Annotated in this window: 15 protein-coding genes; 5 read left to right on the top strand and 10 right to left on the bottom strand. The window is 54.2% G+C overall.

Annotated elements, in window-relative coordinates; genetic code table 11:
• Positions 1–83 precede the first annotated feature (83 nt).
• From D3P08_RS02260 to D3P08_RS02220, 9 genes are all read right to left on the bottom strand, one after another.
• Complete coding sequence (locus D3P08_RS02260; RefSeq protein WP_119597779.1) at positions 84–1697, bottom strand: response regulator transcription factor; 1614 nt, start codon at positions 1695–1697, stop codon at positions 84–86.
• Positions 1690–3453 carry a sensor histidine kinase gene (locus D3P08_RS02255; protein WP_119597778.1) on the bottom strand — a complete coding sequence of 588 codons (1764 nt, stop codon included), beginning with the start codon at positions 3451–3453 and terminating at the stop codon, positions 1690–1692. The genes D3P08_RS02260 and D3P08_RS02255 overlap by 8 nt, the downstream gene beginning before the upstream one ends.
• A 151-nt stretch (positions 3454–3604) precedes the next feature.
• A complete protein-coding gene (locus D3P08_RS02250) occupies positions 3605–4564 on the bottom strand; it encodes an Ig-like domain-containing protein (RefSeq protein ID WP_119597777.1) in 960 nt (319 codons plus the stop codon).
• A 19-nt stretch (positions 4565–4583) separates the two neighbouring features.
• A complete protein-coding gene (locus D3P08_RS02245) occupies positions 4584–8147 on the bottom strand; it encodes a glycosyl hydrolase 53 family protein (RefSeq protein WP_119597776.1) in 3564 nt (1187 codons plus the stop codon).
• A gap of 1026 nt (positions 8148–9173) precedes the next feature.
• A complete protein-coding gene (locus D3P08_RS02240; protein WP_119597775.1) occupies positions 9174–10577 on the bottom strand; it encodes an aldehyde dehydrogenase in 1404 nt (467 codons plus the stop codon).
• Positions 10578–10656: 79 nt separating this feature from the next.
• The gene (locus D3P08_RS02235) at positions 10657–12048 is read right to left on the bottom strand and encodes an MATE family efflux transporter (RefSeq protein ID WP_119597774.1); all 1392 of its coding nucleotides are present in this window, start codon (positions 12046–12048) and stop codon (positions 10657–10659) included.
• Positions 12049–12115: 67 nt separating this feature from the next.
• Positions 12116–14005, bottom strand: coding sequence for an LTA synthase family protein (locus D3P08_RS02230; protein WP_338068696.1), 1890 nt, complete (start codon positions 14003–14005; stop codon positions 12116–12118).
• A 230-nt stretch (positions 14006–14235) separates the two neighbouring features.
• A complete protein-coding gene (locus D3P08_RS02225; protein WP_119597773.1) occupies positions 14236–15999 on the bottom strand; it encodes an ABC transporter ATP-binding protein in 1764 nt (587 codons plus the stop codon).
• Positions 15996–17753 (bottom strand): ABC transporter ATP-binding protein, encoded by a 1758-nt coding sequence (locus D3P08_RS02220; protein ID WP_240647210.1) that lies wholly within the window; start codon positions 17751–17753, stop codon positions 15996–15998. The genes D3P08_RS02225 and D3P08_RS02220 overlap by 4 nt, the downstream gene beginning before the upstream one ends.
• 124 nt (positions 17754–17877) lie before the next feature.
• Between D3P08_RS02220 and D3P08_RS27960 the strand changes: the two genes are divergently transcribed.
• Entirely contained in the window at positions 17878–18609 is a 732-nt protein-coding gene (locus D3P08_RS27960) for a DUF4190 domain-containing protein (RefSeq protein WP_338068695.1), read from the top strand.
• Positions 18610–18632: 23 nt separating this feature from the next.
• A complete protein-coding gene (locus D3P08_RS02210; protein WP_119597772.1) occupies positions 18633–19388 on the top strand; it encodes an exodeoxyribonuclease III in 756 nt (251 codons plus the stop codon).
• Positions 19389–19469: 81 nt separating this feature from the next.
• Here D3P08_RS02210 and D3P08_RS02205 read toward each other — a convergent pair whose 3' ends face one another.
• A complete protein-coding gene (locus D3P08_RS02205) occupies positions 19470–20153 on the bottom strand; it encodes a TIGR00266 family protein (RefSeq protein WP_119597771.1) in 684 nt (227 codons plus the stop codon).
• Between the two features lie 237 nt (positions 20154–20390).
• Between D3P08_RS02205 and D3P08_RS02200 the strand changes: the two genes are divergently transcribed.
• The 3 genes from D3P08_RS02200 (at position 20391) to D3P08_RS02190 (ending at position 25053) form a co-directional block, all read left to right on the top strand.
• Positions 20391–21227, top strand: a complete 837-nt coding sequence (locus tag D3P08_RS02200; RefSeq protein ID WP_119597770.1) for an aminoglycoside adenylyltransferase domain-containing protein — start codon at positions 20391–20393, stop codon at positions 21225–21227.
• A 293-nt stretch (positions 21228–21520) separates the two neighbouring features.
• The gene (locus D3P08_RS02195; RefSeq protein ID WP_162848338.1) at positions 21521–23206 is read left to right on the top strand and encodes an ABC transporter ATP-binding protein; all 1686 of its coding nucleotides are present in this window, start codon (positions 21521–21523) and stop codon (positions 23204–23206) included.
• A complete protein-coding gene (locus D3P08_RS02190; RefSeq protein WP_119597768.1) occupies positions 23206–25053 on the top strand; it encodes an ABC transporter ATP-binding protein in 1848 nt (615 codons plus the stop codon). Before D3P08_RS02195 ends, D3P08_RS02190 begins: the two co-directional genes overlap by 1 nt.
• The last annotated feature ends 9 nt before the right edge of the window (positions 25054–25062 follow it).

Raw genomic sequence — 25062 nt, 5'->3', positions numbered from 1 at the left:
CACTTCTCATTATAGGGAAGGCATAAGGGGCCGCCTATGACACTATACGAACATTTCTGCACCTTTCACAATCTGTTAACCGCTTATTGATCCCGATATTCATTGGGCGTCATGCCGTAATATTTTTTGAAGATTTTGCTGAAGTATTGCGGGTTCTGATAGCCTAGCTCGGACGTAATCTCGTAAATCTTCTTATTCGTCGATTTCAGCATATAGACCGCCTTCTCCATACGCATGCGGATAATGTAGTCGCCCAAGCTTTCGCCTGTCTCGCTTTTATAAATCTTCGATAAATAGACCGGATGAAGGAAAACCTTGTCCGCAATCGTCTTGACGGAGGTCTCTCCCCCAAGATCGCTCATGACAAGCTCTTGCACCTGCTTAATGATATGTTTTTTATTGTACTTCTCGTGATCGTACCGCTCGCTTCTCAGCCTGCTCAGCATATCCTCCGACCACGCTTTCAGCTTGTCCGGCGATTGCATCATGGAAGGGTCGATCAGCATATTGACGCCTGCCGAATTGGCGCGGTAAAGATCGATTCCCTGTTTGTTCGCGATGTAGAGATAAGCGTTCGATACCGATAAAAACACTTCATAAAGCTGCTCTCTTGTGGCGTGAGAGCTTGCAAGCGCATCGAACAGCGCATGAAGCTTGACCGCGGCCCCGTCCCATTGCCCGGACTCCAAGAGCTGAACAAGCGTCGGAGGCCGGTACAAATCCTCGACAAGCTTGGCGGCAGAAGGCTGCCTCTCCGGCACTTCCTCCATAAATAGAAGCGACGCCTCCTCCTGATGCAGACGATACATCGCGGCCAGCACGCTTCGGTACATGCCCGCAAGCTCCTGCGGGAAGACGAACCATTCTGAAAACACGATGGCGATGCTGCCTTTCAAATAATCCATCACTTTTTGCTGGAACTGCAGCCCAAGCGCCCGAATCCTCTCTTTGCGGAACACGGAAGAGTCTCCGTCCGAATCGGCGGATACGATAATCGCCAGACAATCATGCGGCGCTTTGCCGTGCCATACCCGATAAGGCGCTGCAAATATTTCCTCCGCAATGTTGCCGATCGCATACTCCATGAGGCTGACGGATTGATGATCCATTCCGCGGAAGTGCTTGCCGAGCTGAACGGCCATAAGCAGAGCCGAGTCGTCAATGCGGACCTTCACCTCGTATTGATTCAGCTTCGCCGCCGCAGAAGCGCTGGAACCCGGCCTGCCGAGCAGCAGCTCATGCAGCAAATTTTGCCTCAAGACATTATAGTCCGACTTCATCGTGTAGACGAGCTGGTTATACTTATCCGCTCTCTCCCACTCTTCCTTCAACGACTCGATGCAGGAGGATAAGCTATTCATAAATGCGTTATCGTCCAGCGGCTTCAGCAAATAATCGACGGCTTGCAGCTGAATCGCTTTTTTGGCGTATTCAAAGTCGGAATGCCCAGTCAGCAGCAGACATCTTGTGTCCGGCCACCTCTCCGTCACCTGCTCAATAAGCTGCAAGCCGTTCATCTCCGGCATCCGAATATCGGTCACCAGGATGTCAATCGATTGCTCCTCCATAATGCGGAGCGCTTCGGATGGTGACGCCGCCTGATAAATCGCTTGAACGCCAAGCTCCGCCCAAGGGATCGTCGCCGCTATACTTTCCGTTACATACGTTTCGTCGTCGACCAGCAACACTTCAATCATGTTTTTCCTCCTGACTGCTATCTCTGTCCCCGATCTGCCATGACAACGCCGCTCGTAATCCGCCTAAAGGAGATCTCGTCAGCGTCAGCCCGGCGCCTTCCCCGAACCGCAGATTGAGCCGCTGATGCACATTCCATAAGCCGCAGCTCATCTCCTCGTCCATTGGCAGCGACAGCTTCTTCATGAGCTCCGCGATCTCCTTCTCCGTCATTCCCTCGCCGTCATCATCCACCGTTACGGTAAGGCGTCCATCCTTTTCATCCGCGCTGATTATGACCCGTCCAGCGTTCAAGCTTGGCTCAATGCCATGCAAAACGGCGTTCTCTACAAGGGGCTGTATAACAAGCGGCGGCACGGGCTGGCGCTTCAGCCAAGGCGGCAAATGCACCTCATAGCTGAGCCGTTTCATGCGCATCCGCTGAATGTCCAAATAATGGACGAGCAGATCCATCTCCTCGGACAAGGCGACAAGCTCGCGTTCCTGCCGCGTCGCGTACCTGTAATAATGGGACAGGTTCTGAGACATCGCGACGATCGCCTCATAGTTTTTGAGCTTGGCCATGCTCGATATAAAAGAAAAGCAATTATAAATAAAATGCGGATTGATCTGTGATTGCAGCTGCTTCAGCTTCGCTTCCCGCACATGGATTTTCTCCAGGTATACCCGTCCGAATAAATCCTGAATCTGCGCCACCATCGAATTGAACCGCGTGAACAAAAAGCTGAACTCACTGTTCCCTTTCGGCTGCAGCCTGACCGAATAATCCTCGTTCTTCAGCTTCTGAAAGCTCGTAACCAGCTGCCGCATCGGCACCTGCACCTGAGCGTACAGCATGTAGGCGACAATAATGCCCATAAGGAGCAGCGCGGCAACCGAACAATAAAACAGCCGGTTCGATTTCTCGATCGGAGCCATCACCTGCGCAAGCGGCAAATAATCGACCAGCGTCCAGCCGATCGTGCCGGATACTTCCGCGTTAAGCAGATACGATTGCCCGTCGATCTCTACGACTTGATGCTCCGAATTTTCCATCGGCAGTCCGTTCAAATAGCCGACCATTTCTTCGGCCATTTCCGGATCGGATTGGCTGTTGAAAATAATGCCCGATTCTTCATTATAATAGAAAGGATTGCGTTCCCCGTCGCCCTTAAACGTATCCAGCATTCTTTGAATATCGCTGCTGTTAAATCGGACTTCAATGATCAGATTGGCATCCTCCGGCCGATGGAAGGAAGAATACGGCGTTACTGTAATCAGCGAAAAGACATAATCGACTTCGCCGCTTTCGTTCTCTACCCGCTGCACCTGCCAGCCTTGCTTCAACCGGTTTTTCAAATCCGTATGGTCATAGCTCGACACATCGCTGGCTGTAATAACGCGCCGCAGGGAAGGCGAGTAGATCATAAGCGAGCTGTCCCAATTCAGCGAGTTTTCTTGGGTGCTGATTTTCTGCTGAATCCGCTTTACGAGCGTGATCGTGTCTAAATCGAGATACGGCTCCTGGCTTTCAAATATATCCTTAAGGGCCGAAATATCGGGGTCGTGCAGCAGCAAATTCGGCCATAAGCTGATCGACTGAATCGTTGTGTCGACCTGATGCTGAAAAAACTGCAATTGGTTCCGGCTGGATTCATGCAATTCATCCCGAAGCACATTGGCGTTCGTTCGGTTGGAGTAAATATATAACCCCATGATTAAAATGAGCATAATCACAATTAACGCCATCATTTTTTTGAACAGGTTCGATCTTGGCATAACTTCTCTCTCCCCGGGCTGCAGCTTCTTCTTGTTTAAGCTCTATTCTAGTGAGTCAATCGGGATTGGACAATCGCCCTGTTCATCATGCTTGGAAAAAGACGCGGAAGCACCGCCTCTATATGTAAGAGGCGGTGCAAAGATGCTTTGCTTACGGCTGCAACAGCCTATCGACGATTAACCGGATATCCTCGTCATCGACCGTTCCGTTATTATTCAAGTCCGAGTCTTGCGCTTCCGATCCGCTGTTACCGGCGCCTGCTCCCGCGTAATAGGACACGATCGCGGCGTCGCCGATATCCACTTTGCCGTCTCCGTTCACGTCGTACGGACGATAGTTGACGCGAATCATCGCTTCCGCCTGCAGCTCCGTGCCGGTAACCGTACCGGTAAGCTGGAAGCTTCCTGCCGTAGAGAGCAGCGCAGGCTCGTAGTCGCTCCACGCGACAGCCAGGCTTGCGGTTGAGCCGTCGCTGTATACGGCTGTCACCGTTGCCGGAAGCCATGGTGTTTCGCGGACCAGCGTATCGATCGTAACAGGACGAATTTCGGTAATCTGCGCAGGCTCGGCGTCTAAATCTCCGACTCGCACAAGAGTGAAATCGTCGATGGATCCCCACTGCCCCGCCGAGCCGTTAAGCTCGAGGCCGATTGTCACTTCCCCGTCGCTGCCGGACTCGGAGGACACCGCAATATTCGAAACCGTTGTTTCGATCCAATTCAAATACCCCGTATTGGCGAAATTGGAACTGAGCTTACTACCGCCCGACTCCGCGAAAATCAGCGCCTTGCTTTCTCCGCCTCCGCCTTGCGAATAGGCTGCCAGCTTATATATCCCATCAGGCAGTCCCGTAACGGTCTGGCTGACCTGTACCGTAAACTCGGCGTCATCCCACCAGTTGAACGCGTAGCTTCCGGAATGCGGGTTCGTTGTGTTCGCCCACGAGGTCGACGCATTGGACGAGGGATCAAGCGTCCAGCCCGTCATTTCCTCTTCGAAGCCGCCGTTCGTCAGGGCATTGGGACTATCAGCAGCCCCGGCCGGATCAGCGGATGATACGATCATGGCGAACAGGGTTAGGGCGACTAGCATAAAACTGAACTTTTTCATCGGTTATCCATCCTCTCGCCTACTCGTCTAAGCTTTCGAGTATACGGTCGATCATGACCGCTGCTTCCGCGCGGGACAATAAACGCTCTGGCAGAAGCTTTTGCTCGTAGCCTCGAAGAATGCCTGCATTCACCGCATGTATGGTTGCGGTTCTTGCGTACGGCGCAACATGGGCTCCGTCGGTATAATGGTCCAGAGCCTGCGCAGTCTCATCCGGCTGCCAGCCTTCCGCCTCCAATGACCGAACCGCAAGCAGCACCGCATCCTGTCGTGTCACATACGCTTCCGGCTGGAAGCTTCCGGTGCCGTCGCCCTGCGCGATGTTCAGCTTCTGCAAGGCGTTTAACGATTCCGCATAATAAGCATCCGCTTCGCTGTCCGCGAACGTATGGTGACCGGTCGCGAACAAACCTAGCGAGCGGGCTAACATCGTAGCGAACTCAGCGCGGGTAACCGGCGCGTCAGGGTCGAACTTACTTCCGTCTCTTCCTTGCAGGACGCCGCGAGCAGCCAATGCTTGAATTGCGTCTTCCGCCCATTGCAAACCGCTAAGATCGCTAAAGCTTCGTTTCGACTCCGCAATCGCGTAATAGCTGAAATGCGTCGTCCGGAATGTAACGGTTCCGCTCTCGCGGTCGTACCGGCCATTCGGCACATCCCACACGCTGCCTTCACCGTCGATATACCGGATTACAATTTCATTTTTATTTGCCGCATCGATCTCATACGGCAGCCTTACCGTAACTGGCGCGTCCGGATTGCTCCATGCCATGACGTCACCATCGATCGACAAAGAGATATCGACCACGGTTTGAATCGTATCGTTCGAAGCAGCAGCGACTTCATTCTTGTTGGATGTATCGGCTTGAGCCATGCTTACAAGCAACGAGCCGTCTTGCGCCGCTAAGTCAGCCCCCTCCAGCATACGCGCCGGTAGAATAAGCTCGCCCAAAGGCGTTATAAGCTGTATGGAGGAAACTCCTTTACCGCTGTCGAACGCCCCTGCAGGCAGCTTAACGCCATAACCATCCGCGCCCGCTAATTCGGCGACTTGAATCGTTAGCCGCTTCCCGTTCGGACCGCTTTCTGCCGCATCGAGCAGCTTAGTCAGCAGCGCTTGATCGACCTCAGCTTCCGCTCTTCCGTGCTCGTTCGCCTTAGGCGTAAGCTTCACGGAGGACGCCCCATCGCTACCTGTCTGCACGGTTGGCGTTTCATTCGTTTGGCCGCCGGTTACCGGCGCGTAAACAGGCGGCTGCTCGGTTACGCTAACCGATACGCCGTGAAGCTTGGCCGGCCTAAGCACATTGCCTTCGGGCATCATCCCCAGCTCAGCGGATGCGACCGCAATATCGCCCGCTCCCGTCGCCGCGTTCGGCTTTGCCTTAAATGTCAATCGAACCGTACTGCCCGGGGCGCCCAAGCCTTGCGGATAAGCGCCGATGATGCGGACGGTTCCGACAGCGTCGTCAGAAGCTTGAAGGTGGGCCGCATAATAGGTTCCCGATGCCGCGCTTACGAATTCGAATCTCGCGCCGTCATAGGTAACCGTCAAGTCCTGCGCATATGCCATGCTTGCCAGACCCGCAACGCCCGCTTCGACTGTAAAGCTGTCGCCCTTTGCCACCTGTCCCGGCGCAGCCAGCGTTACTTCGGACGCGTCCCGGTACAGAGAGATCTCATCGATATTGCCCCAATTGCCGTTGTTTGCGTTCGCTGTCACACCGATTTCGCAAGCGTCGCCTTGCGAAATTTCAATATTTTGAATCATCGGATGCTTCCACTCATGCCAGCCCGTATGAACAATGTCCGCCGTCCTTTTCTCGCCGCCGCATACCGCGTAGAGCTGAAGCGCATTTTCCCCGCCTCCGCCATGCGATCTTGCGCTTAACGTGTACGTGCCGGCCGGCAAATTCGAAATGGTTTGCTTGGCCGAGAAAGTAAACGCGCTGTCCATCCAATAATGTAAGGAATACGTTCCGTTGTACGCGTTCCCCGCCGGTGCCGCTGAATGTTCCACGCCTAGCGCGCCAGCCTCGTCCGAAATTTCCCACCCCGCGAAGCTTCCCGATTCAAAGCTAGGATTCGTGACATAGTTGGTCGCGCCTTGCACGGTTATGGTGACCGTCGCTTTCTGCGCAATGCCGCTCACGGTTCCTTCTACGGTAAAGGCGCCGGGATATTGGAGCCGCGCTGCGGGAATGTCGCTCCAAGTGACGCTTTTTGTCTCTATCCGGTCGTTGCTGTACTCCACCTTAACCGTCGCCGGCAGTACCGGCGTTTGCCCAACGGAAACATGGACAGCCTCCGGCCGCACAGCCGTAACAGCCGCAGGCTCGCCTGCGCCGCTATAGATCGGCGAATCGATGTTGAACACCTGCAGGGAGGGAAGCTCCTTGCCCGCAAAATCAAACATCGCCTGGTTGTCCCACGCATTGCCTTCGCCCGTCTTCCAGCCGGCGCCCTCTACCGGAATCCATGCCGGCTCCCAATAGAAAATACCGAGCCCGCGGTTATTCGGCACTTCCGCCACAGCCTCCATCACATCGCGAACGGATGTTGCCTGCCCTTGCAGAGTCGCCTTATAGCCTCCGACATTTTCTTCATTCGGCCCAAAAATATTGCCGTGACTGTCGCCGTTCTCGAACGTATGCGCGTAAGCCGTCTCAACGACCATAACGTCCTTGTTGTATCTGGCGCTGATGTCATTCATGTTTGCTTTCAGCTGCTCTAGTGTTCCGTGCCAATACGAATAATAAGATAGTCCGATAATATCGAAGTCCACGCCTCTTTCCGTAAGCTCGTCGAACACATCGCGGTACAGCTTGTTATTCCCGCCATTGGCCAGATGAAGCACGATTTTGGCTGCCGGCGCGTTCTCCCGTACAGCTTGGGTGCCTGCGCGAATCAATTGCACCCACCCGTCATATCCGCCGATGACTTCGCTTGGCGTCTCCTGCCACGTCTTACCGCTCGGCCATACCATGCCGCCGTTCGTTTCGTTGCCGATCTGAACCATGTCCGGCGCTGCGCCTGCCGCCTTCATTCTCGTGATGACGTCGCTGGTATAAGCATGCAGTGCATTTGCCAGCGCCTCTCCGCTTAAATGTTCCCAAGCCTTTGGCGTTTCCTGCTCGCCCGGGTCGGTCCAGAAGTCGCTGTAATGGAAATCGAGGAGCACTTTCAAGCCTTTCGCCTTCGCCCGGCTAGCCAGCTCTACTGTTGTTTCTGTATCATTATTGCCGCCGCCAAGAGGAGCTCCATGCTCGTCCGTCGGGTCGACCCATGTGCGGAGCCGAATCCAATTCACGCCGTTCGCCTTAAGGATGTCGAATAAATCGGCCTGAACGCCATCGGCATTGTAATAGCTGCCCCCTGCGCTTTCGATTTGCTTCAGCATGGACACGTCCACGCCGCGGATAAAATCATCCCTGCTCTCGAGCGCCGCAATCGGCTGCAGCGAGATAGACGTTTGCTGCGCGGTACCTTCTTCCCCTTGCGCATGAACCCCTGCCCCGAAGCTGCTCGGAAGCAGCAGAACTGCAGCCAATACGCCGGCCATTAGGGATTTCCATCGTTTCATGCCAAATACCCCCTTTTACACTTCTCCCCTTTCATTGTAAGCGTTTGCGATTTGGGGTTATAGAACACGATCGAAACATTTATGCAGTTTTTATAACCGCCTGCTCATCAAAGGAGGTCCCGTAAGGGGCTGAATAAGTCGTAAAAATCGGCTTACAGAGGCGTGGGAGTCAACATGCGGCGCAATAAGCAGCAAAAGTCGGCTTACTGAACGCTTGCGAGGCCGCGGAGGCTCTGTAAGACGCAAAAATCGGCTTACTGGGGCGTGGGAGTCAACATGCGGCGCAATAAAGCAGGAAAAGTCGGCTTACTGACCTCTTGCGAGGTCGTGCGAGCTCAGTAAGATGCAAAAATCGGCTTACTGGGGCGTGGGAGTCAACATGCAGCGCAATAAGCAGGAAAAGTCGGCTTACTGAACGCTTGTGAGGCCGCGCGGGCTCAGTAAGTCGTAAAAATCGGCTTACTGGGGCGTGGGAGTCAACAAGCGGCGCAATAAGCAGCAAAAGTCGGCTTACTAAACGCTTGCGAGGCCGCGCGGGCTCTGTAAGACGCAAAAATCGGCTTACTGGGGCGTACGAGACAAAGTGTGGCGCAATAAGCGGCAAAAGTCGGCTTACTGACCTCTTGCGAGGCCGCGCGGGCTCTGTAAGACGCAAAAAATCGGCTTACTGGGGCGTGGGAGTCAACATGCGGCGCAATAAGCGGCAAAAGTCGACTTACTGAACGCTTGCGAGGCCGCGCGGGCTCTGTAAGACGTAAAAATCGGCTTACTGGGGCGTGGGAGTCAATATGCGGCGCAATAAGCGGCAAAAGTCGGCTTACTGACCGCTTGCGAGGCCGCGCGGGATCTGTAAGACGCAAAAATCGGCTTACTGGGGCGTACGAGACAAAGTGTGGCGCAATAAGCAGCAAAAGTCGGCTTACTGACCTCTTGCGAGACCGGCAAAGACTCGCCCGCGGGCTTGCCCTGCAGCTCCCCCTCAAATAACAGAGGGGCATGCCGCCCCTCCCCCCGCGTAAATATCCGCTATTTCAACACTTTCCGAATCCATTTCAGCTTATCTTTATACGGCGGGAATAAGATGCCCGGCTCGAATTTGGTGCTTCTCGTCAGCACGCTCTTGTGATGGGAAAACAGCTCGAAGCTATGCTGCCCATGATAGCCTCCCATCCCCGAATGGCCGACGCCGCCGAACGGCATATGGTGGTTGACGAGATGGGATATCGTATCGTTCACGCATCCCCCTCCAAAGGATAACTCGCCTAGCACGCGCTCCCGTACCTCTTTATCTTCCGTAAACACGTAGAAAGCAAGCGGTTTCGGACGATTGCGCACCAGTTCGATCGCTTCCTCGAGGCGCGAGTAGGCCAATATCGGAAGCAGCGGACCGAACAGCTCATCCTTCATCGATTCGGCTTCAAGCGCCTTGCTAGAAGACGCGTCTCCAACCGCAAGCAGCGTCGGTTCGATATACAAATCGTCGCGATCGAGGCGCCCGCCATGGACCACAAGATCACGGTCGGCGTCAAGAATGGCCGCGAGCCTATCAAATTGCCGCTCATTCACGATTCGGCCGAAATCCTCGCTTGCCTGAGGATTATCGCTATAAAAGCTGCTGACGGCCTCCTTCATCTTATTGACGAACGCAGCCCTAATCTCCTCGTGCACAAGAACATAATCAGGCGCGACGCACGTCTGACCAGCGTTCAGCCACTTGCCCCAGGCGATCCGTTTCGCGGCTAAATCAAGGTTTGCGGTTTTGTCCACGATGACCGGACTTTTCCCGCCAAGCTCAAGCGTAACGGGCACCAAATTTTTCGCCGCGGCTTCCATCACGATTTTACCCACAGCGATGCTGCCCGTAAAAAATATATAATCGAACGGAGCACGGATCAGCGCCGACGTCACTTCCTTCTCCCCTTCGACCACTCGGACATACGCAGGCTCGAACGTCTCCGCGATCATGCGGCTGATGACGGCGGACACATGCGGAACGCTCTCCGACGGTTTAAGAACCGCGCAATTCCCTGCCGCAATCGCCCCGATCAATGGCTCCAAAATGAGCTGCACCGGGTAATTGTACGGTCCGACAATCAGCACCGTGCCATAGGGCTCGGGGATAATCCTGCTGCGCGCTCCGGCCAAATAAATAGGCGTTCTCACCTTCCGAGGCTTCATCCATTTCTTCAAATGCTTGGCTTGATACGTAATGCTGCTTCGGACAAACCCAAGCTCCGAGCTGTACGCCTCCATCTCGCTTTTACGCAAATCCTTGCGAAGAGCATCTAACAGCTCCCGTTCATAACGAATAATCGCCCTGCGCAATTTGTGTAATTGCTCGATCCGAAAAGCTGCATTCGCCGTTTTTCCTTGACGGAAAAAGCTTGTATGCTCCTCCAGCATTTGAAGCACGCTGTCATTCGTAACCATGTTTGCCCCCCCTTGGCCCCTATTCCTCCAAACAATTATACGCTTCTATTGCCTACCATTTCCCCCGCCAAGCCTTGGGTCAAACCGGCTGTTTATCCGCGGTTGGCAATACGGCGGTGTTCCCGCTCCGAATGCGACGCTGCACCGCTAACAAACGAATAAGGAAACCAACGGCGGCGCACGTCAGTCCAATAATAATGCCGACCCAAAACCCGAACGCTTCAAGGTTCGTCCGAGCCGCCAGCAAATAGCCGGAAGGCACCCCAATAATCCAATACGACACGAACGCGATAATAAAAGGCTGACGCACATCCTTATACCCTCTCAGTACGCCGAGCAGCGAAGCTTGCGCCGCATCAGACAGCTGATAAAAAATGGCGAAAACAAGAAACTGCGCAGCCAGAACAGCCACATCCGTCTCCTCCGTGTAGAGAGAAGCAATCGGTTCGCGGAAGAAATAAAGCAAAATTGCGATGAATCCCATCAAGCCGACACCGCCGCAGACACCAAGCAGCGTATATTGCCGCGCATGCTTCCACTTCTCTCCGCCAACCGAAAAGCCGATTACAATCGTAAGCGCCATAGATATACTAAGCGGGATCATAAAGACAAGGGACGAGAAGTTAAGGGCAATTTGGTGAGCTGCGGTCATCTCCGTATCGAAGAGGTTGCCCACGAAAATCGTCACGATCGAAAAGATACCGACTTCGAAAAAGATGCCGAGTCCGATCGGAATGCCAACAGCCAGCAGCTCCTTCCAAGCCTTCCAGGATGGAAGCGCCCATTCTCGGAACAGACGGTATTGCCGCAGCGCCGCATGTCTAAACGCGACTGCCGCGCTGACCGCAAACATTAGCCAATACGTAATCGCAGTGGCATAACCGGCGCCGACACCGCCAAGCGCGGGAAACCCCATCTTGCCAAATATAAAACCAAAGTTCAGCAGGACGTTGAACGGAACCGCGATCAGCGTAATGAACATGGAGATCCGGGTAAAGCCCTGCGCATCGAAAAAATACCGCAGCACATTAGACGCAAACAGCGGCACAATGCCGATCAGCAGCGCCAGCAAATAGTTGTAAGCAATATGCTGGACCTTGCTTTCGAGCTGCATCGCATCCAAGATCGGCCGAAATGCCGCAAGTCCAACCGCCGCAACGATTAGCGCGATAATGACCGATACATAAAGTGCCTGGCTGACCGACTTTGCGACCTCTCCCCGCTTGCCGGCCCCGATCAATTGGGACACGATCGGCGTGACCGCAAGTAATATGCCGTTAAGCCCGGTAATAATCGGCATCCAAATGCTTGACCCGATGCCTACGCCGACCAAATCTTCGGAGCTGACGCGCCCCGACATCATCGTATCAGCCAAATTCATGGCGTTCAGCCCTACCTGGGTGATCAAAATCGGCCACAATATTTTGAGCAGCAGCTTTGTTTTATCTTTCCACGTGTCCGCGTGATACATGGTTCATCCTCCAAAGAAAACACCCTCCTGCCTTGGAGGGTGTTCACGAATTACCGAATGAGAGTGATTATTCCGTACGTTTCGGCAGCAGCTTCACATATTCATCCGAAATTTTCATTAATTCTAAAATATAATCGTAATCTTCCCGGTACCGGCTGAAATCCTCTACCGGCTCCAGCGTCTTCAGATCAATCGCAGTGCCGTCCTCGAAGCCTTTCCCCGGGACGAACATAATGTCGTTGTTAAAGAAGGATCCCGTCGGCATATAGTAGCGCATGCCAACGACATTTTTCGTCGTGTTCAGCAAATCCTTGCCGAATACCGTATAGCCTTCGTCCTTAAGCGAAATACCGAGCAGGTTGGCGACAGTCGGCACGATATCGACTTGTCCGCCTGTGCCTTCATGAATTCCGCCTTGCACGCCCGGCACATGAACCAGGAATGGAATATTAAAGCGGCTTACACGGTCATCGTATGGTACGCCCAGCACTTCCTCGACCCATTCCGGATCATTCTCTTTTGTCTGAAGGCCGAAGTGGTCTCCGTAGATGACAAGAATGGTATCTTCCCACATGCCGTTCGCTTTTAAACCGTCGATCAGCTCGCCCAGCGCTTTGTCCGTGTAATTGATCGCCGTAATGTAATGGCCGAGCTGCTTGCCGACCAATCGCTGCGGCAGCGTAATGTTTACGAACTCTTTCTTCACCCAGAACGGATGATGGCTGGAAGTCGTTACGAACTGCGCGTAAAACGGTTGTCCTTGCTGATGAAGCTCGGTAAGCTTCTCTAGCCCGACACGGTACATTTCGCCGTCGGATGCGCCAAGCGCGTTGAACTCGTCGTTGACGAAGTTAGGTTTGTCGTAATACTTTGTAAATCCAAGGGCAGGATAAAGCTTATTGCGGTCCCAGAACGTGACATCGTTAACATGGAACGTATTGGACACGTAGTTCTGCCTTGCAAGCAGCCTTGGCATACTTGGGATTTCCCTGTCTCCGAAGCCTTTGGACATTGCGACTGTACCCGTCGGATAAATGCCTGTATTGGCTAGAAATTCAGCGTCGGACGTGTTGCCTTGTCCAATTTGCTGGAAGATGTTCGGGAAGTAGAAGCTTCCGTCTTGAATCAGGTCATTCAGAACGGGCGTTACTTCCTGACCGTCCACTTCAAGCCCTACCATGATGTCTTGGAACGATTCCAGCTGAACGACAATGACGTTCTTGCCCTTAGCCGCTCCATAATATTTGGGCGTGCCCGCTTCCGTTACAGGTTCTTCGTTGCCGGAATAACTATCCTCCAAATGCTCCAGCGTCGCTCTTGTTTCATCCGTTGAACCGTTTTTGATCGCGTTGTTCTCTTTCGTTTCATTAATCGCCATCGCCACCTGGTAGTTCAGTACGCCCAGGCGGTTCGCCTGCACAAGCTCATTCGGAATGTCCAGGTCGGTGCGGATATAGAAAAATGATGCAAGTATTGCGATAACAAGCGCCGCGCCGACATAAAGAGGCTTTGCCGCCGGCTGGCTTTTCTGCTTCTCGCCTTTGCTTTTTAACGTAACCAGATAAAGGACGAGCAATACGGCAAGATCTAGGAACATCGTGTAAAATTTCGGGTGGATGGCGGACTCGACGCTGTCCTTGACCGCTCCAACCTGATCAATGCTGTACAACGCCGTATAGGTCGGAATGCTGCCGAAAAACGAGAAATAAACGCAGCAAGCGAATAATATCAGAGACATCAAGGCGTTCACAGCGCCGAATACGGCCGGTTTCCATCTGGAGGTTGTAATCAGCTCGAATACGCACAATAGGATGAGCACCGCGGCCGCGTCGGAAAGAAGCCTTGTAACCTCGATACTTCCGAACGTAAATTGGCGGAATAAGATCATTTTCAGCATAATCAGAATAAAAGTCGCCCAGAACGGCGCTTTGCGGTATACATTCATAACATAATTCAAGACAATCTCACTCCCTGTCGTTAAACTCCCCTGGTTCTTCATGAGCCATCCAAAAAGAAAAACCGTCAATCGACGGTCCTGCACTTCAAAAAATGTTAACTTTATATTAACGCATCCGGTGGAAGAAATAAATAGGGCCTCACAGTTAATCTTTGTAAGGAAAACGGCTGTCTCTGCGCCGAATAAGAGCAATCCGGGGCAAAAACAGCCGTATGTTCGGGTGAATAGGGTTACCCTTCTTCCCCTTGCCACAATCTGCGGAACGAATCGCTTGTAGCTAAGAGCTTATCCAAATCTCCTTCCGCTTCCACTCGTCCGTCCTTCATGACCAAAATGTGATCGGCCTGCGCGAGCGCCGCCTTTCGGTGCGAAATGACCAAGCATGTTGCGTCTCCGCGCTCCTCGAACAAGCGCGCCCACAGCTTCTGCTCCGTCTCCACGTCCAGCGCGCTGGACAAATCGTCGAAGACGTACAGCTCCGCTTCGCGGACGAGCATGCGCGCAGCCGCGGTGCGCTGCGCCTGTCCGCCTGACAGCTTGACGCCGCGCGGCCCGATGACCGTCTCCAGCCCCGCGGGAAGCTGCTTCAAATCCTCGTCCATAACCGCCGTATGGATCGCTTTATCCAGCTGCCCGCCCCGGTCCCTATGCCCGAGCAAAATATTTTCCCGCAAGGAGTCGCTATATAGTCTTGGAACCTGAGCCGTGTAGGCGCTAACTGGAGGGACAAAAAACGAGCCGGGATCATCAACCTCTGCTCCGTTCCATTTGACCGAGCCGCTGTCCTTCGGCAGCAGACCAAGCAGCGTTCGGGCAAGCGTCGTCTTGCCGGATCCGATCGGTCCGGTCACAACGGTAAACGAACCTCTTTTTAAGGTCAAATTAACACCCTCCACGCCCCGACCGGTCTCCGGATAGCGATATGTCAGTCCGTTAACCTCCAGCATCTGCAACCGCTCGTTGGGCTTGAGCGTCTCACCCTGCTCCGCATCGGCGCTTTCCTGCCGCAAATAGAGCGGCTTAAATGCCGTCAGCACCCGGGCCGGCGCGCCTTGCAGCAGCCAAGTGAGCCGGGACAAAGCGACGCCCATCTGCTTAAAGTAGGTCAAAAACTTCCCGAAGTTCGCAATAAATTGCGTCACGAACGTTAAATAGTAGACGAACAACGCAAAGTCGCCTACCGCAAAATCTCCCCCGCGCATCTTCGAGCCCGCGAGCAGCAGGATGAGTCCGGTCCCCAGATTGACCGTATTCGAAAAGATCGAATCGAGCCCCTCTGTCATCAGCTTATCCTTCAGCATCGTTTTCCTTCTCGTATCGTTCAGCTCTCTGAAGCGGTCGACAACCCGCTTCTCGGCTCCGGCTACTTGAATCGCCTGCACATTGCCGAACATATCGCTGATCGCGCCCGTCACTTGGGACGTTGCCTCACGGCTGGCTGAGCGGTATTTCTGCAGCCGGGTGGTCGCCAGCTGCGCCGCAATGACGACAAGCACCAGCGGCAGGAAAACAAGCAATGTCATTTGGGCGTCGATGCGGATCAGAATAAAACAAGATACAACCGCGAAGCAGGTCATGCCGAACACGTCGACCGACCAGCTGACCGCTTCTTCGGATTGATCGACATCATCGCGGAAATGGCTGATCGCCTCGCCCGGCGAGCAAGGGATAGCCTTCGCCCCCGGCTCCTTCAATACGTGCTCAAGCAAATTCCGCCTGAGGAGCATGCCCATCCGGAAGCGGAAATTTACATCGGTAATGAACCCGATCCAGATTGTCGCGCTTCTCGCCAGCGCCGCCCCAAGCAGCAGAGCCACCAGTACGCCTGTTCCGATGGCCGCCGCTCCTTCCAATTCCAGAGAATCAAAAAAAGCTTTTGTAATAAGTCCCGGGAATATCGGCATGAGATAGATAACGGTCCACATGACGGCATTGGATATGTACCAAGCCTTGCGGTAACCGATCAGCCTCATCATATACTGAAACGTGCTCATGCCATCACCTCCTCTAGCCCGGCCGCAAGCATCCGGCTGAATCGCGACGTTGGATCGCCTGCAAGCTTAACCCGCTCCCCGGCTTCAACAATACGGCCTTGCTCTAATATAACGATGCGATCCGCCCGCTGGATGGTGGCCAACCGATGAGCGATAATGACGCAGGTCCTCTCCTTCAGCAGCTTATCGACCGCCTTCTCCAGCCGATGCTCGGTTAACGGATCGAGACGCGAGGACGCTTCGTCCAAGATGACAAGTCCCGGGTTATTGAGGAACACGCGCGCGAACGCAAGCAGCTGCGCTTCGCCTGCCGACAGGCTGCCGCCTCCGGAATCCAGCCTTGTATCCAGACCGTTCGGCAAGGAGCCGTACCACTCCCCTAAACCGAGATCGTTCAGCACCTCTTCGATCGACGAATCCGGAATGCTTCTATTATAAAAGGTAAGATTATCCCGGACGCTTCCTTGAATGATCTCAATGTTCTGCGTAACCATCGCAACCTTATCCCTTAGATGCGAAAGCTTGCAGTCCCGAATATCTACGCCGCTGAGCTTGATGCTGCCCTGCTGCGGATCATAGAAACGAAGCAGGAGACGGGCGATCGTTGTTTTGCCGCTCCCCGTCCGGCCCAGCAGGCCAAGCACTTCGCCCGGCTTCAGCTCGATGTTAATGTCCGCCAGCGTCTGTTTTTCATCGTAGCCGAACGATAGATGATCGAAATGGACGGCCAATGGACCGTCCGGCAGCATGCGGCCGGCACCATCCTGCACCTTCGGCTGCAGGCTGAACAAGTCTCGAATTCGCTGGAGACTCGCGTCCGCCTTTTGCAGATCTTCGATTTGCGTTCTAATTTTCTCGATTGGCTTGGCCAGCAGCTCCGTATAGAAGAAGATCAGGTATACCGTTCCGATCGTAATGCTCCCCGACTTCCAGAGCAGCGCGCTGATAATAAAAGCCATCGCGTTGCCAAGCGCGAATACGATAATGGTCGTAATCCACATCGACGCGAAGCCGAGGAACGCCTTCTTCCGCAGCGGCAGCATCCGTCTTAGCAGCGAGAAGAAGCGCCTCATCACAAAGCCTGACGCCCCGTTCGCGCGCGTATCCTCGGTTCCTTCCAGATGCTCGCCGATAAAGCCGTAAAACTCCGCGTTGACGCTGCGCCACTCCTGCCATACCGGAGCCGCGAACTTGCGAATCCACTGTATGACAAATACGGCGAAAAAAATAAACAGCAGCATTCCCGCCCCAACCCAAACGTTCTCACGGAACAGCAGCACGATAATGCCGATCATGAGAATAAGATTGCCGGCTAAATGGATAATGAAGCTGGAGAAAAAGTTCGCCAAGGCGTTCACGTCACCGTCCACCCTTTCAATCAGGGAGCCCGATGTGTTGGATTTATGAAACGTCATATCCAGCCTTAGGCAATGCTCCGCCAGGTCGCCCCGCAGACGGTTCGTTGTTCTCCAGGCCAGGTTCTCGCTAACGTAAGTCGCAATCACGCTAATGATCTGTCCGACAAGCGAAAAGCCGATAAAAATCAATGCCGCGTATAAGAGCAGCTCGAGCGGCTTATCCGATTTAGCCGTATCGATAAAATAACGGATAATTTGCGGATTAATCAGCTGCAAGCCAATGGAAATAAATAATAAAATCGTAAGTCCAATCAAAGCGGACTTCTGAGGAAACAAATAAGTGCGTAACATACTGTATCGGTGGTTCGCAGGCGGAGCTGCAGCTTGCTTGTTCATAACATTCCTTTCCAGTCTAGCGGTACAATCGGATGTTGTAAGCAATAGACATGTCTGATATGATTTTTACAGATTGGGCGCTCTTTCGACAATGATCGCCTATATGTACAAAGGAGGAAAAGTCTTGAGTTCATTCGATAACAATAACAACGATTCTAACGGGCAGCAAGGACAGCCGAGCGGCAGCCCAAGCGAACCGAATACACAGGAATCCCGCGCTCAAGAACCAAATGTTCAAGAAGCCGGCGCGCAAGCCGTTTCGGAGAATGGTACCGGTTTTGAACCGAACCGTCAGCCTGAGCCGCAGCAGCCGCAGGGGCAGCAGACTCAGCCGGCAAGCGCGCCGCAGCCTCAGTATCAGCAGCCAAATCCGGCGCACGGATCCTATTCTTATCAGCAACAGGGATATCCGCAGCAAGGCTACCAGCAAACGGGCTCGCAGCCGAACTATTCCCAAGCCAGCCCGAACGCTCCGCAACAGGGAACGCAGCAGCAATCGTATTATCAACAGCCGGTGTTCCAGCAGCCATACGATCAGCAAACAAACGGCTACCCGCAGCAGCCGCCATATTACCAGCCGCCGAAAACGAACACAAAATCCATTACCGCTTTGGTGCTTGGCATTTGTTCGATCGTCATTCCTTACATCGGCTTCCTGCCCGGTATTATCGGCATTATCGTGTCGGCCCTATCGTTCAAGGAGCTGAAAAGAACCGGGGAACAGGGCCGCGGCCTTTCCATCGCCGGCTTGGTCTGCAGCATCCTCGGCACGCTGTTCTGGGGAATCATCGGCATCATCATTATTATCGTGATTATCGTCGCAGCAAGCGAATCGGGTAACAATTATTACTACTAGTACGAGTTAGGAGCTATGCCAGAATGACCAAGCTTATATCCTGGAACGTGAACGGACTTCGCGCTTGCGTGAACAAGGGCTTCCTGGACTACTTTCACACGAGCGGCGCCGATCTGTTCTGTCTCCAGGAAACGAAACTGCAGGAGGGGCAAATCGATTTGTCCCTCGGCGAGGATGTTTATTGCTACTGGAATTACGCCGAGAAAAAGGGGTATTCCGGTACGGCTATTTTCTCCAAAATAAAACCTATTTCGGTCTGGTACGGTCTTGAGGAGAATGATGAGCCTGAGGGCCGGACGATTACGCTGGAATTCGAAGATTATTATCTCGTAAACGTCTATACGCCGAATGCGAGACGCGATCTTTCCAGACTGGATTACCGGCTTGAATGGGAAAACCGTTTCCTCGATTATCTTCAAGGACTCGACCGTCTCAAGCCGGTCATCGTCTGCGGCGATTTGAACGTGGCTCACCAAGAGATCGACTTAAAAAACGCCAAGTCCAATCACGGAAATTCCGGCTTTACCGCCGAGGAACGCGCCTGCATGACGCGGCTTCTCGACTCCGGCTTCATCGATTCCTTCCGTCATCTCTATCCCGACCGGACCGACGCTTTCACTTGGTGGTCCTTCATGCCGAAGGTCCGTGAACGGAACGTCGGCTGGCGCATCGACTATTTCCTCGTATCCGCTAGGTTCGCTGACCGTATTGCGGATGCAGGAATTGACGCAGACGTCATGGGGAGCGATCATTGTCCCGTAACGCTGAAGCTGGCTTAATGAAAGTCCTTGTCTATGTGGATCTCCCGCATAGGCAAGGACTTTTTCCTTACCGAGGAGCTCTCGTCCCGGCTGACCAGCCTAACTGGACGATGTTGGGATATAACGTCTGAGCCAGCTGCCGAACGCGCCCGGATTCCGGCTTTGAATAAGCACGGTTCCTTCCCCGCGGAACCGGCAAACAAGCATTTCCCCGCTTTTTATGCTGGATATCCAGCCTTTCGACGACTTCTCGATGTTGTAAGCCATTGTGCTTGGCCATGCGACAAGATGCCCGTTATCGATAACGATCTCTTCCCCCGGCCCAAGCTTCACTTCCTCGATCGCGCCGAAGGAAGACAGGAACACCGTGCCGCGGCCGCTTATCTCCACCACGAAGAAGCCTTCGCCGGAAAAGATGCCTTTGCTTAAATTTTGCATTCTCGTGCTAACCTCAATGCCCTCCGTTGCCGCTAGAAAACCATCCTTCTGAACAAGCAGCGTGCTTCTTCCGTCGAGCTCGACCGCATGGATGTCGCCAAGCGACTTCGGGGCAAGCATCAGCTCCCCGCCGCCGCGCGCCGCGTTCACTTCCTGGAAAAAGAAGCTTTCGCCGCTCAGCATTCTGCCAATGCCCTTCAGAACGCCGCCGTCCGTCGTGCCTTTCAATTCAAGCGTCGGCGACATCGACACCATCGCGCCGGATTCCGCTTTCACCCGTTCGCCTTGTCCAAGACTCAAACGCAGCATCGCAAACGCGCCTTTATTCAAAACCTCATGTTGCATCCTATTTCCTCCTCAACTGGGCGATGTACGGATCTTTGTAAAGATATAACTACAGTATAACGGATATAACCGAACATGTGTATTCATTTAAAAATGTACACCGTCTGGACAGGCGGGACAAGGTAGAGATTAATTATAGCTTTTGTTTCACCTTGCGCCCTTTCCGGCGATGACTTAGAGTTCTTTTTAGCGATTGAAAATAATGAAAATAATTCCACCGCAAAAAGGAGATTAATCATGAAAGGTTTACACTGGGAGGACTGCCCGCAGGACGTTAAGCGTCAGGCGCACCTCGCCGCACAATACATGCAAGATTATTTGAAAGACGCGCTCACAGGCGTATATGTACACGGCTCGCTATGTCTTGGCGCGTTCTATCCGGAGCGCAGCGATCTGGATATGCTGGTCATTATAAACCGTCCGCTCACGGTCCATGAAAGATATCGGCTGATGGTTGCGTTTCTTGGTTTCCACCAGACTCCGGCACCGATTGAAATCAGCATCATGCTGCAGCAGGATTTGAAGGAATGGAAGCATCCTGCTCCGTATCAATTCCACTTCAGCGACTATTGGCGCAAGCGGTACGCGGACATGGTCTATTGGGAAGACGCAAGCTTCTGGGACTATGAAGGCGATCGGACCGATATAGATTTGGCCTGCCATGTTTCCTTAACGAGACAGTTCGGCATAACGCTGCTCGGTCCGCCTGCGGACGAAATATTCCCCGCTGTGCCGGAGGCCGATTTCTGGGACTCGATCCGGAGCGGAGCCGAAGGCCTTATGAGAGAGGCGGCCGGAGAGGAATCGCTTTGCGTGGAGGAAGCGGAAGCGCTTGGTGTCGTAACGCTTCTTCGCATTTGGTCCTATCAAGAGCATGGCGTCTTTTTCTCAAAGGCGGAAGCTGCCGAATGGGCGGTAACGAAGCTTCCGGCAAAGCTGTCCCCTATTCCGCGCGGCGCCGTCGAGGTGTATCTCGGACAACGAACCTCCTTCCGTTGCTCTCCGCAGGACTGGAATGAGCTGAGGACCATGCTGCTTACCTATTGCCCTGACTCGGCCTTCCAATCCGCGTAGGCTGAGGGGCTTGAAAGGCTCCTCGGCCAACCCCCGGCATCAATTACGCGCTACTCCCCTCTCTTCGACTGACCCGATACCTGTAATTTAAGCTCTCCTCCGTCTTAAGTCCGATCCGAACATCAATCCCCAGCAGCTATATCAAAATGCTATTTTATGGCATGATAGGCGGTAGAAATCGTTGCGGAGGTGCGAAGTTGGATACATCTGTAAAACGAAGTTCTCTTTCAATTATTCTACACATGCTAAGGCGAGCCAAACGACACGGCCTCTCCTACGCAGGTGTCAGCGCGATGGCTGTTGCGGCTTCTCTGCTCCCTGTCGGGTGGGCTGAGGCGATGCGGCTGTTATTCGACGCAGCCTACGCCCTGGACAGCGGCGCGCTGCAGACGGCCGCGATATGGTTCGGCGCCGTGTTTGCAGCTGAGGTAACCATCGTGACGGCACAAGCTTTCCTTATGCAGCGGCTGTCCAACAACACAACCTTGGATTTGCAGCGGGACGTGCTGAACAACCTGTTCGTCATGCGCCTTGCCAAGTTTAGCGGCTGGCATACCGGGGATAAGCTGCAGCGGCTGAATCAGTCCGCCGTCAGCGCCCAGACCGGCATGAACCAAAAGCTGCCCGAGCTGGTGCAAAACGTTCTTTCGATCGTGTTTTTATTCGCCTATCTGACCATTCTCACTTGGGAGCTCATGGCCGGCGCAATCGTTGCCGCTCTGCTCATCCCCCTCCTCAGCAATTGGCTGAGCAAGCCGATTCGAACCAATCAAGAACGCACCAATGAGAATCAGGCGGTAACGGACGCAGCGCTGCTCGATCAACTGCAGGGAGCTGAGGTTGCCCGCAGCTATGGACTCCGTCCCCATTTCAACAAAAGATGGGAAGCAGCCTGGGAAGCGACAAGAAAGCGCTGGCTTCGGACGGACGTGCTTCGAAGCGTGATGAACGCATCGGTCGGGGCCGGGTTTTCGCTCGGTCAAGCATATGTTCTTGGCATGGGCGCCTGGATGGTCACCCAAGGAACGCTCGGCATCGGCGCGATAGCCGCGTTTATACTGTCCTATGAACGCATCGTATTTCCGCTTGCCTATTTAGCCAACACGTGGGCGGCCGTACAGGACTCGCTTGCCCATGCCGGACGCGTGCTCGAGTTAGCCGAAGAACCTGCGCGAGCCGCGCCCTCTTCGAGCCATGCAACGATGAATCATGCACCCGATCTGCCCGAACGGGCCGATATTCAGCTGGAGAACGTGGCCTTCCAATATGGCGGTATGCCCGTGCTTCAGCAGTTCACCGCGACCTTCCGGCACGGCCGCACAACCGCCGTCGTCGGCCCCAGCGGCAGCGGAAAGAGCACGCTGCTCAAGCTGCTCCTCGGCTTATATCCGCCGGATTCCGGATCTATCCGGTACGGGAACGTTGAACTGAATCCGAACAATTGGAGGGCATGGCGGGAAACGGCCGCTTACCTCCCGCAAAACGCCGCCATGCTCGACGCCACAGTAGCCGAAAATATTCGAATCGGCAAGCTGAATGCGAGCGATGAGGAAGTGCGGGAAGCCGCGTTGCTCGCGAATGCCCATTCCTTCATCGAGACGCTGCCTGACGGGTATAATCACCGTCTTGGCGAAGGAGGCGGAAGACTGTCAGGGGGACAGCAGCAGCGTTTGGCGTTAGCCCGGGCTTACGTCCGCAACCCCCGCATTCTGCTGTTGGACGAACCGACATCCGCGCTCGACGCCGCCAATGAGGCGCTCATGCAGGAATCGCTTCGCTCGATCATGCGGGACCGCACGGTTATTGTAGTCGCCCACCGCTTATCTACCGTACGAGACGCCGATTGCATCCTTTACGTGGAAGACGGCCGTGTTGTTGAGGCCGGCACGCACGGAGAGCTCATGAGCCTGCAGGGCCGTTACGCCGCGCTCGTTCAAGCGGGCGACTGGGCGGATGCAGCGGAAGGAGGATTAGCTTAATGAAGATAAAAACGTCCCCGATTAGCGCCAGCCCCCGGATCCGGGAGCTAATCCCGCTGCTGTGGAGCCGAATGGGCCCCGGCAAGCTATTATTTGTACTCGCCCTCTTATTTTGTATGGGTGACATCGTTGTCCAAATGCTGATTCCTTATTTGCTGGAAATGTATTTTAATAGGCTGGAGTCCGGCGACCTCTCTCAAGTGGGTTATTTGCTGGTTGGATTCAACGTTGTGCTGCTATCGCTCAATGCGCTAGGCATTTTAGGACATTATTTGAAGCAAAACAACGTCAGCATCCTGCACCGCAACATCGCCATGGACCTTGTGGACCATACGCAGAGACTGCCGTTAGAGAACGCTCAAGCTTCCCATTCCGCAGATCTCTCCCAGCGGATTACGTGGGACTCCAATAAAGTGACGCAGCTGCTTGTAACCGTATTCAATAATATGGGCAGCCAGATGATTCTATTATTGCTGGCCTGCGTGTACATGCTGACGCTGCATTGGCAAGTGGCGTTGGGCACGATGATCTTAATGCCTCTAAGCCTGCTTGGCAGCCATCTTCTGCGGCACCGTCTGCATCGGGTCGCCAAGGATGCGGCCGATCAGGAAAGCGTGGTTAAGCAATGCCAGCAGGACGCGCTGCAAGGAATGGAAATGCTCCGCGCATTCGATGCGCAAGACTGGATGACGGAACGCTTCCTCGCGGAACGTAAAAAGCTGAATGCGCTATATATGCGCCGAATGTGGTGGCAGCAGCTCGTGCACGGCGTGTCGGTCACTTCCGCCCTATTCATTACTTGGGGCACGATCCTGATTGTGGCTTGGCTGGCGGTTGAAGGCAAAATCCAGCTTGGCGCGCTGATGGCCTTTTTTGTTCTCATATGGAGGGTATACAACCCGCTTCTCAATCTTGGCAGGCTTTGGGGCGAAGCGCAGGAGGCCAAAGGCGCCGCGGCAAGGATCGCCGGCATTTGGCGGGTGAAGACGGAGCCCGCCTCCCAATACCTCGAGCCGACGGTTAAAGGCGATGCGGCAGGAGCTTCTCTTGCATGGATAAACCTTGCGTTCCGCTATGAAGAGAATGCCGGTATTCAGCAGCAGCAAGAGCAGGAGGACCGGCCGGGTTCAAGCACGGAGACTCTGCTCAGCGGATTTCACTTATCGATTAAACCCGCCGCCTTCATCGCGATTGTTGGCTCCAGCGGCTCCGGCAAATCGACGGTCGCCAAGCTGGGCGCGGGACTGCTGTTCCCCCTTCAAGGCGAGGTGAAAATTTGCGGCGAGTCCACCCTGCATGATGCCGAGAGAGCTAGACAGTATGTAGCGTACGTGCCGCAAAACCCTTATCTGTTCGCCGGGACAATCCGGGACAACTTGCTAATGGCGAAGCCCGACGCCAGCGACGAAGAAATCATTCAAGCCGCAGTCGCGGCTGAAGCGCATGCCTTTATTCAAGCGCTCCCTGACGGATACGACACCCTTCTAAAAGAACACGGCAGCTCCTTAAGCGGAGGCCAGAGACAGAGGCTGGCAATCGCCCGAGCGATATTGGCCGATCGTCCGGTATGGATATTCGACGAAGCGACCTCCGCTCTTGATCTGGATACGGAGCGCCGCGTAATGGAAGCCGTGCTGCAGCGAGCAAGAAAACGCGGAAGCGCCGTACTTGTCATCGCCCACCGGCTGTCAACCGTTCAGGAAGCCGATACGATTATCGCGATGGAGAACGGTGTCATCATGGAGAAAGGGACGCACCGCGAGCTCCTTCTGCTGGAGAACGGCGTGTACCGGCGTCTGTGGGAACAAATGGAGAGAAGCGATTCGGAGGTCGCGCATTCCATATAAAACGGGAGC

This window comes from Paenibacillus nanensis (assembly GCF_003583765.1).
In the GTDB taxonomy this organism is placed as follows: Bacteria; Bacillota; Bacilli; order Paenibacillales; family Paenibacillaceae; genus Pristimantibacillus; species Pristimantibacillus nanensis.
The sequence above is the reverse complement of the archived record's forward strand: the minus strand, read 5'-3'. Positions and strand labels throughout refer to the sequence as shown.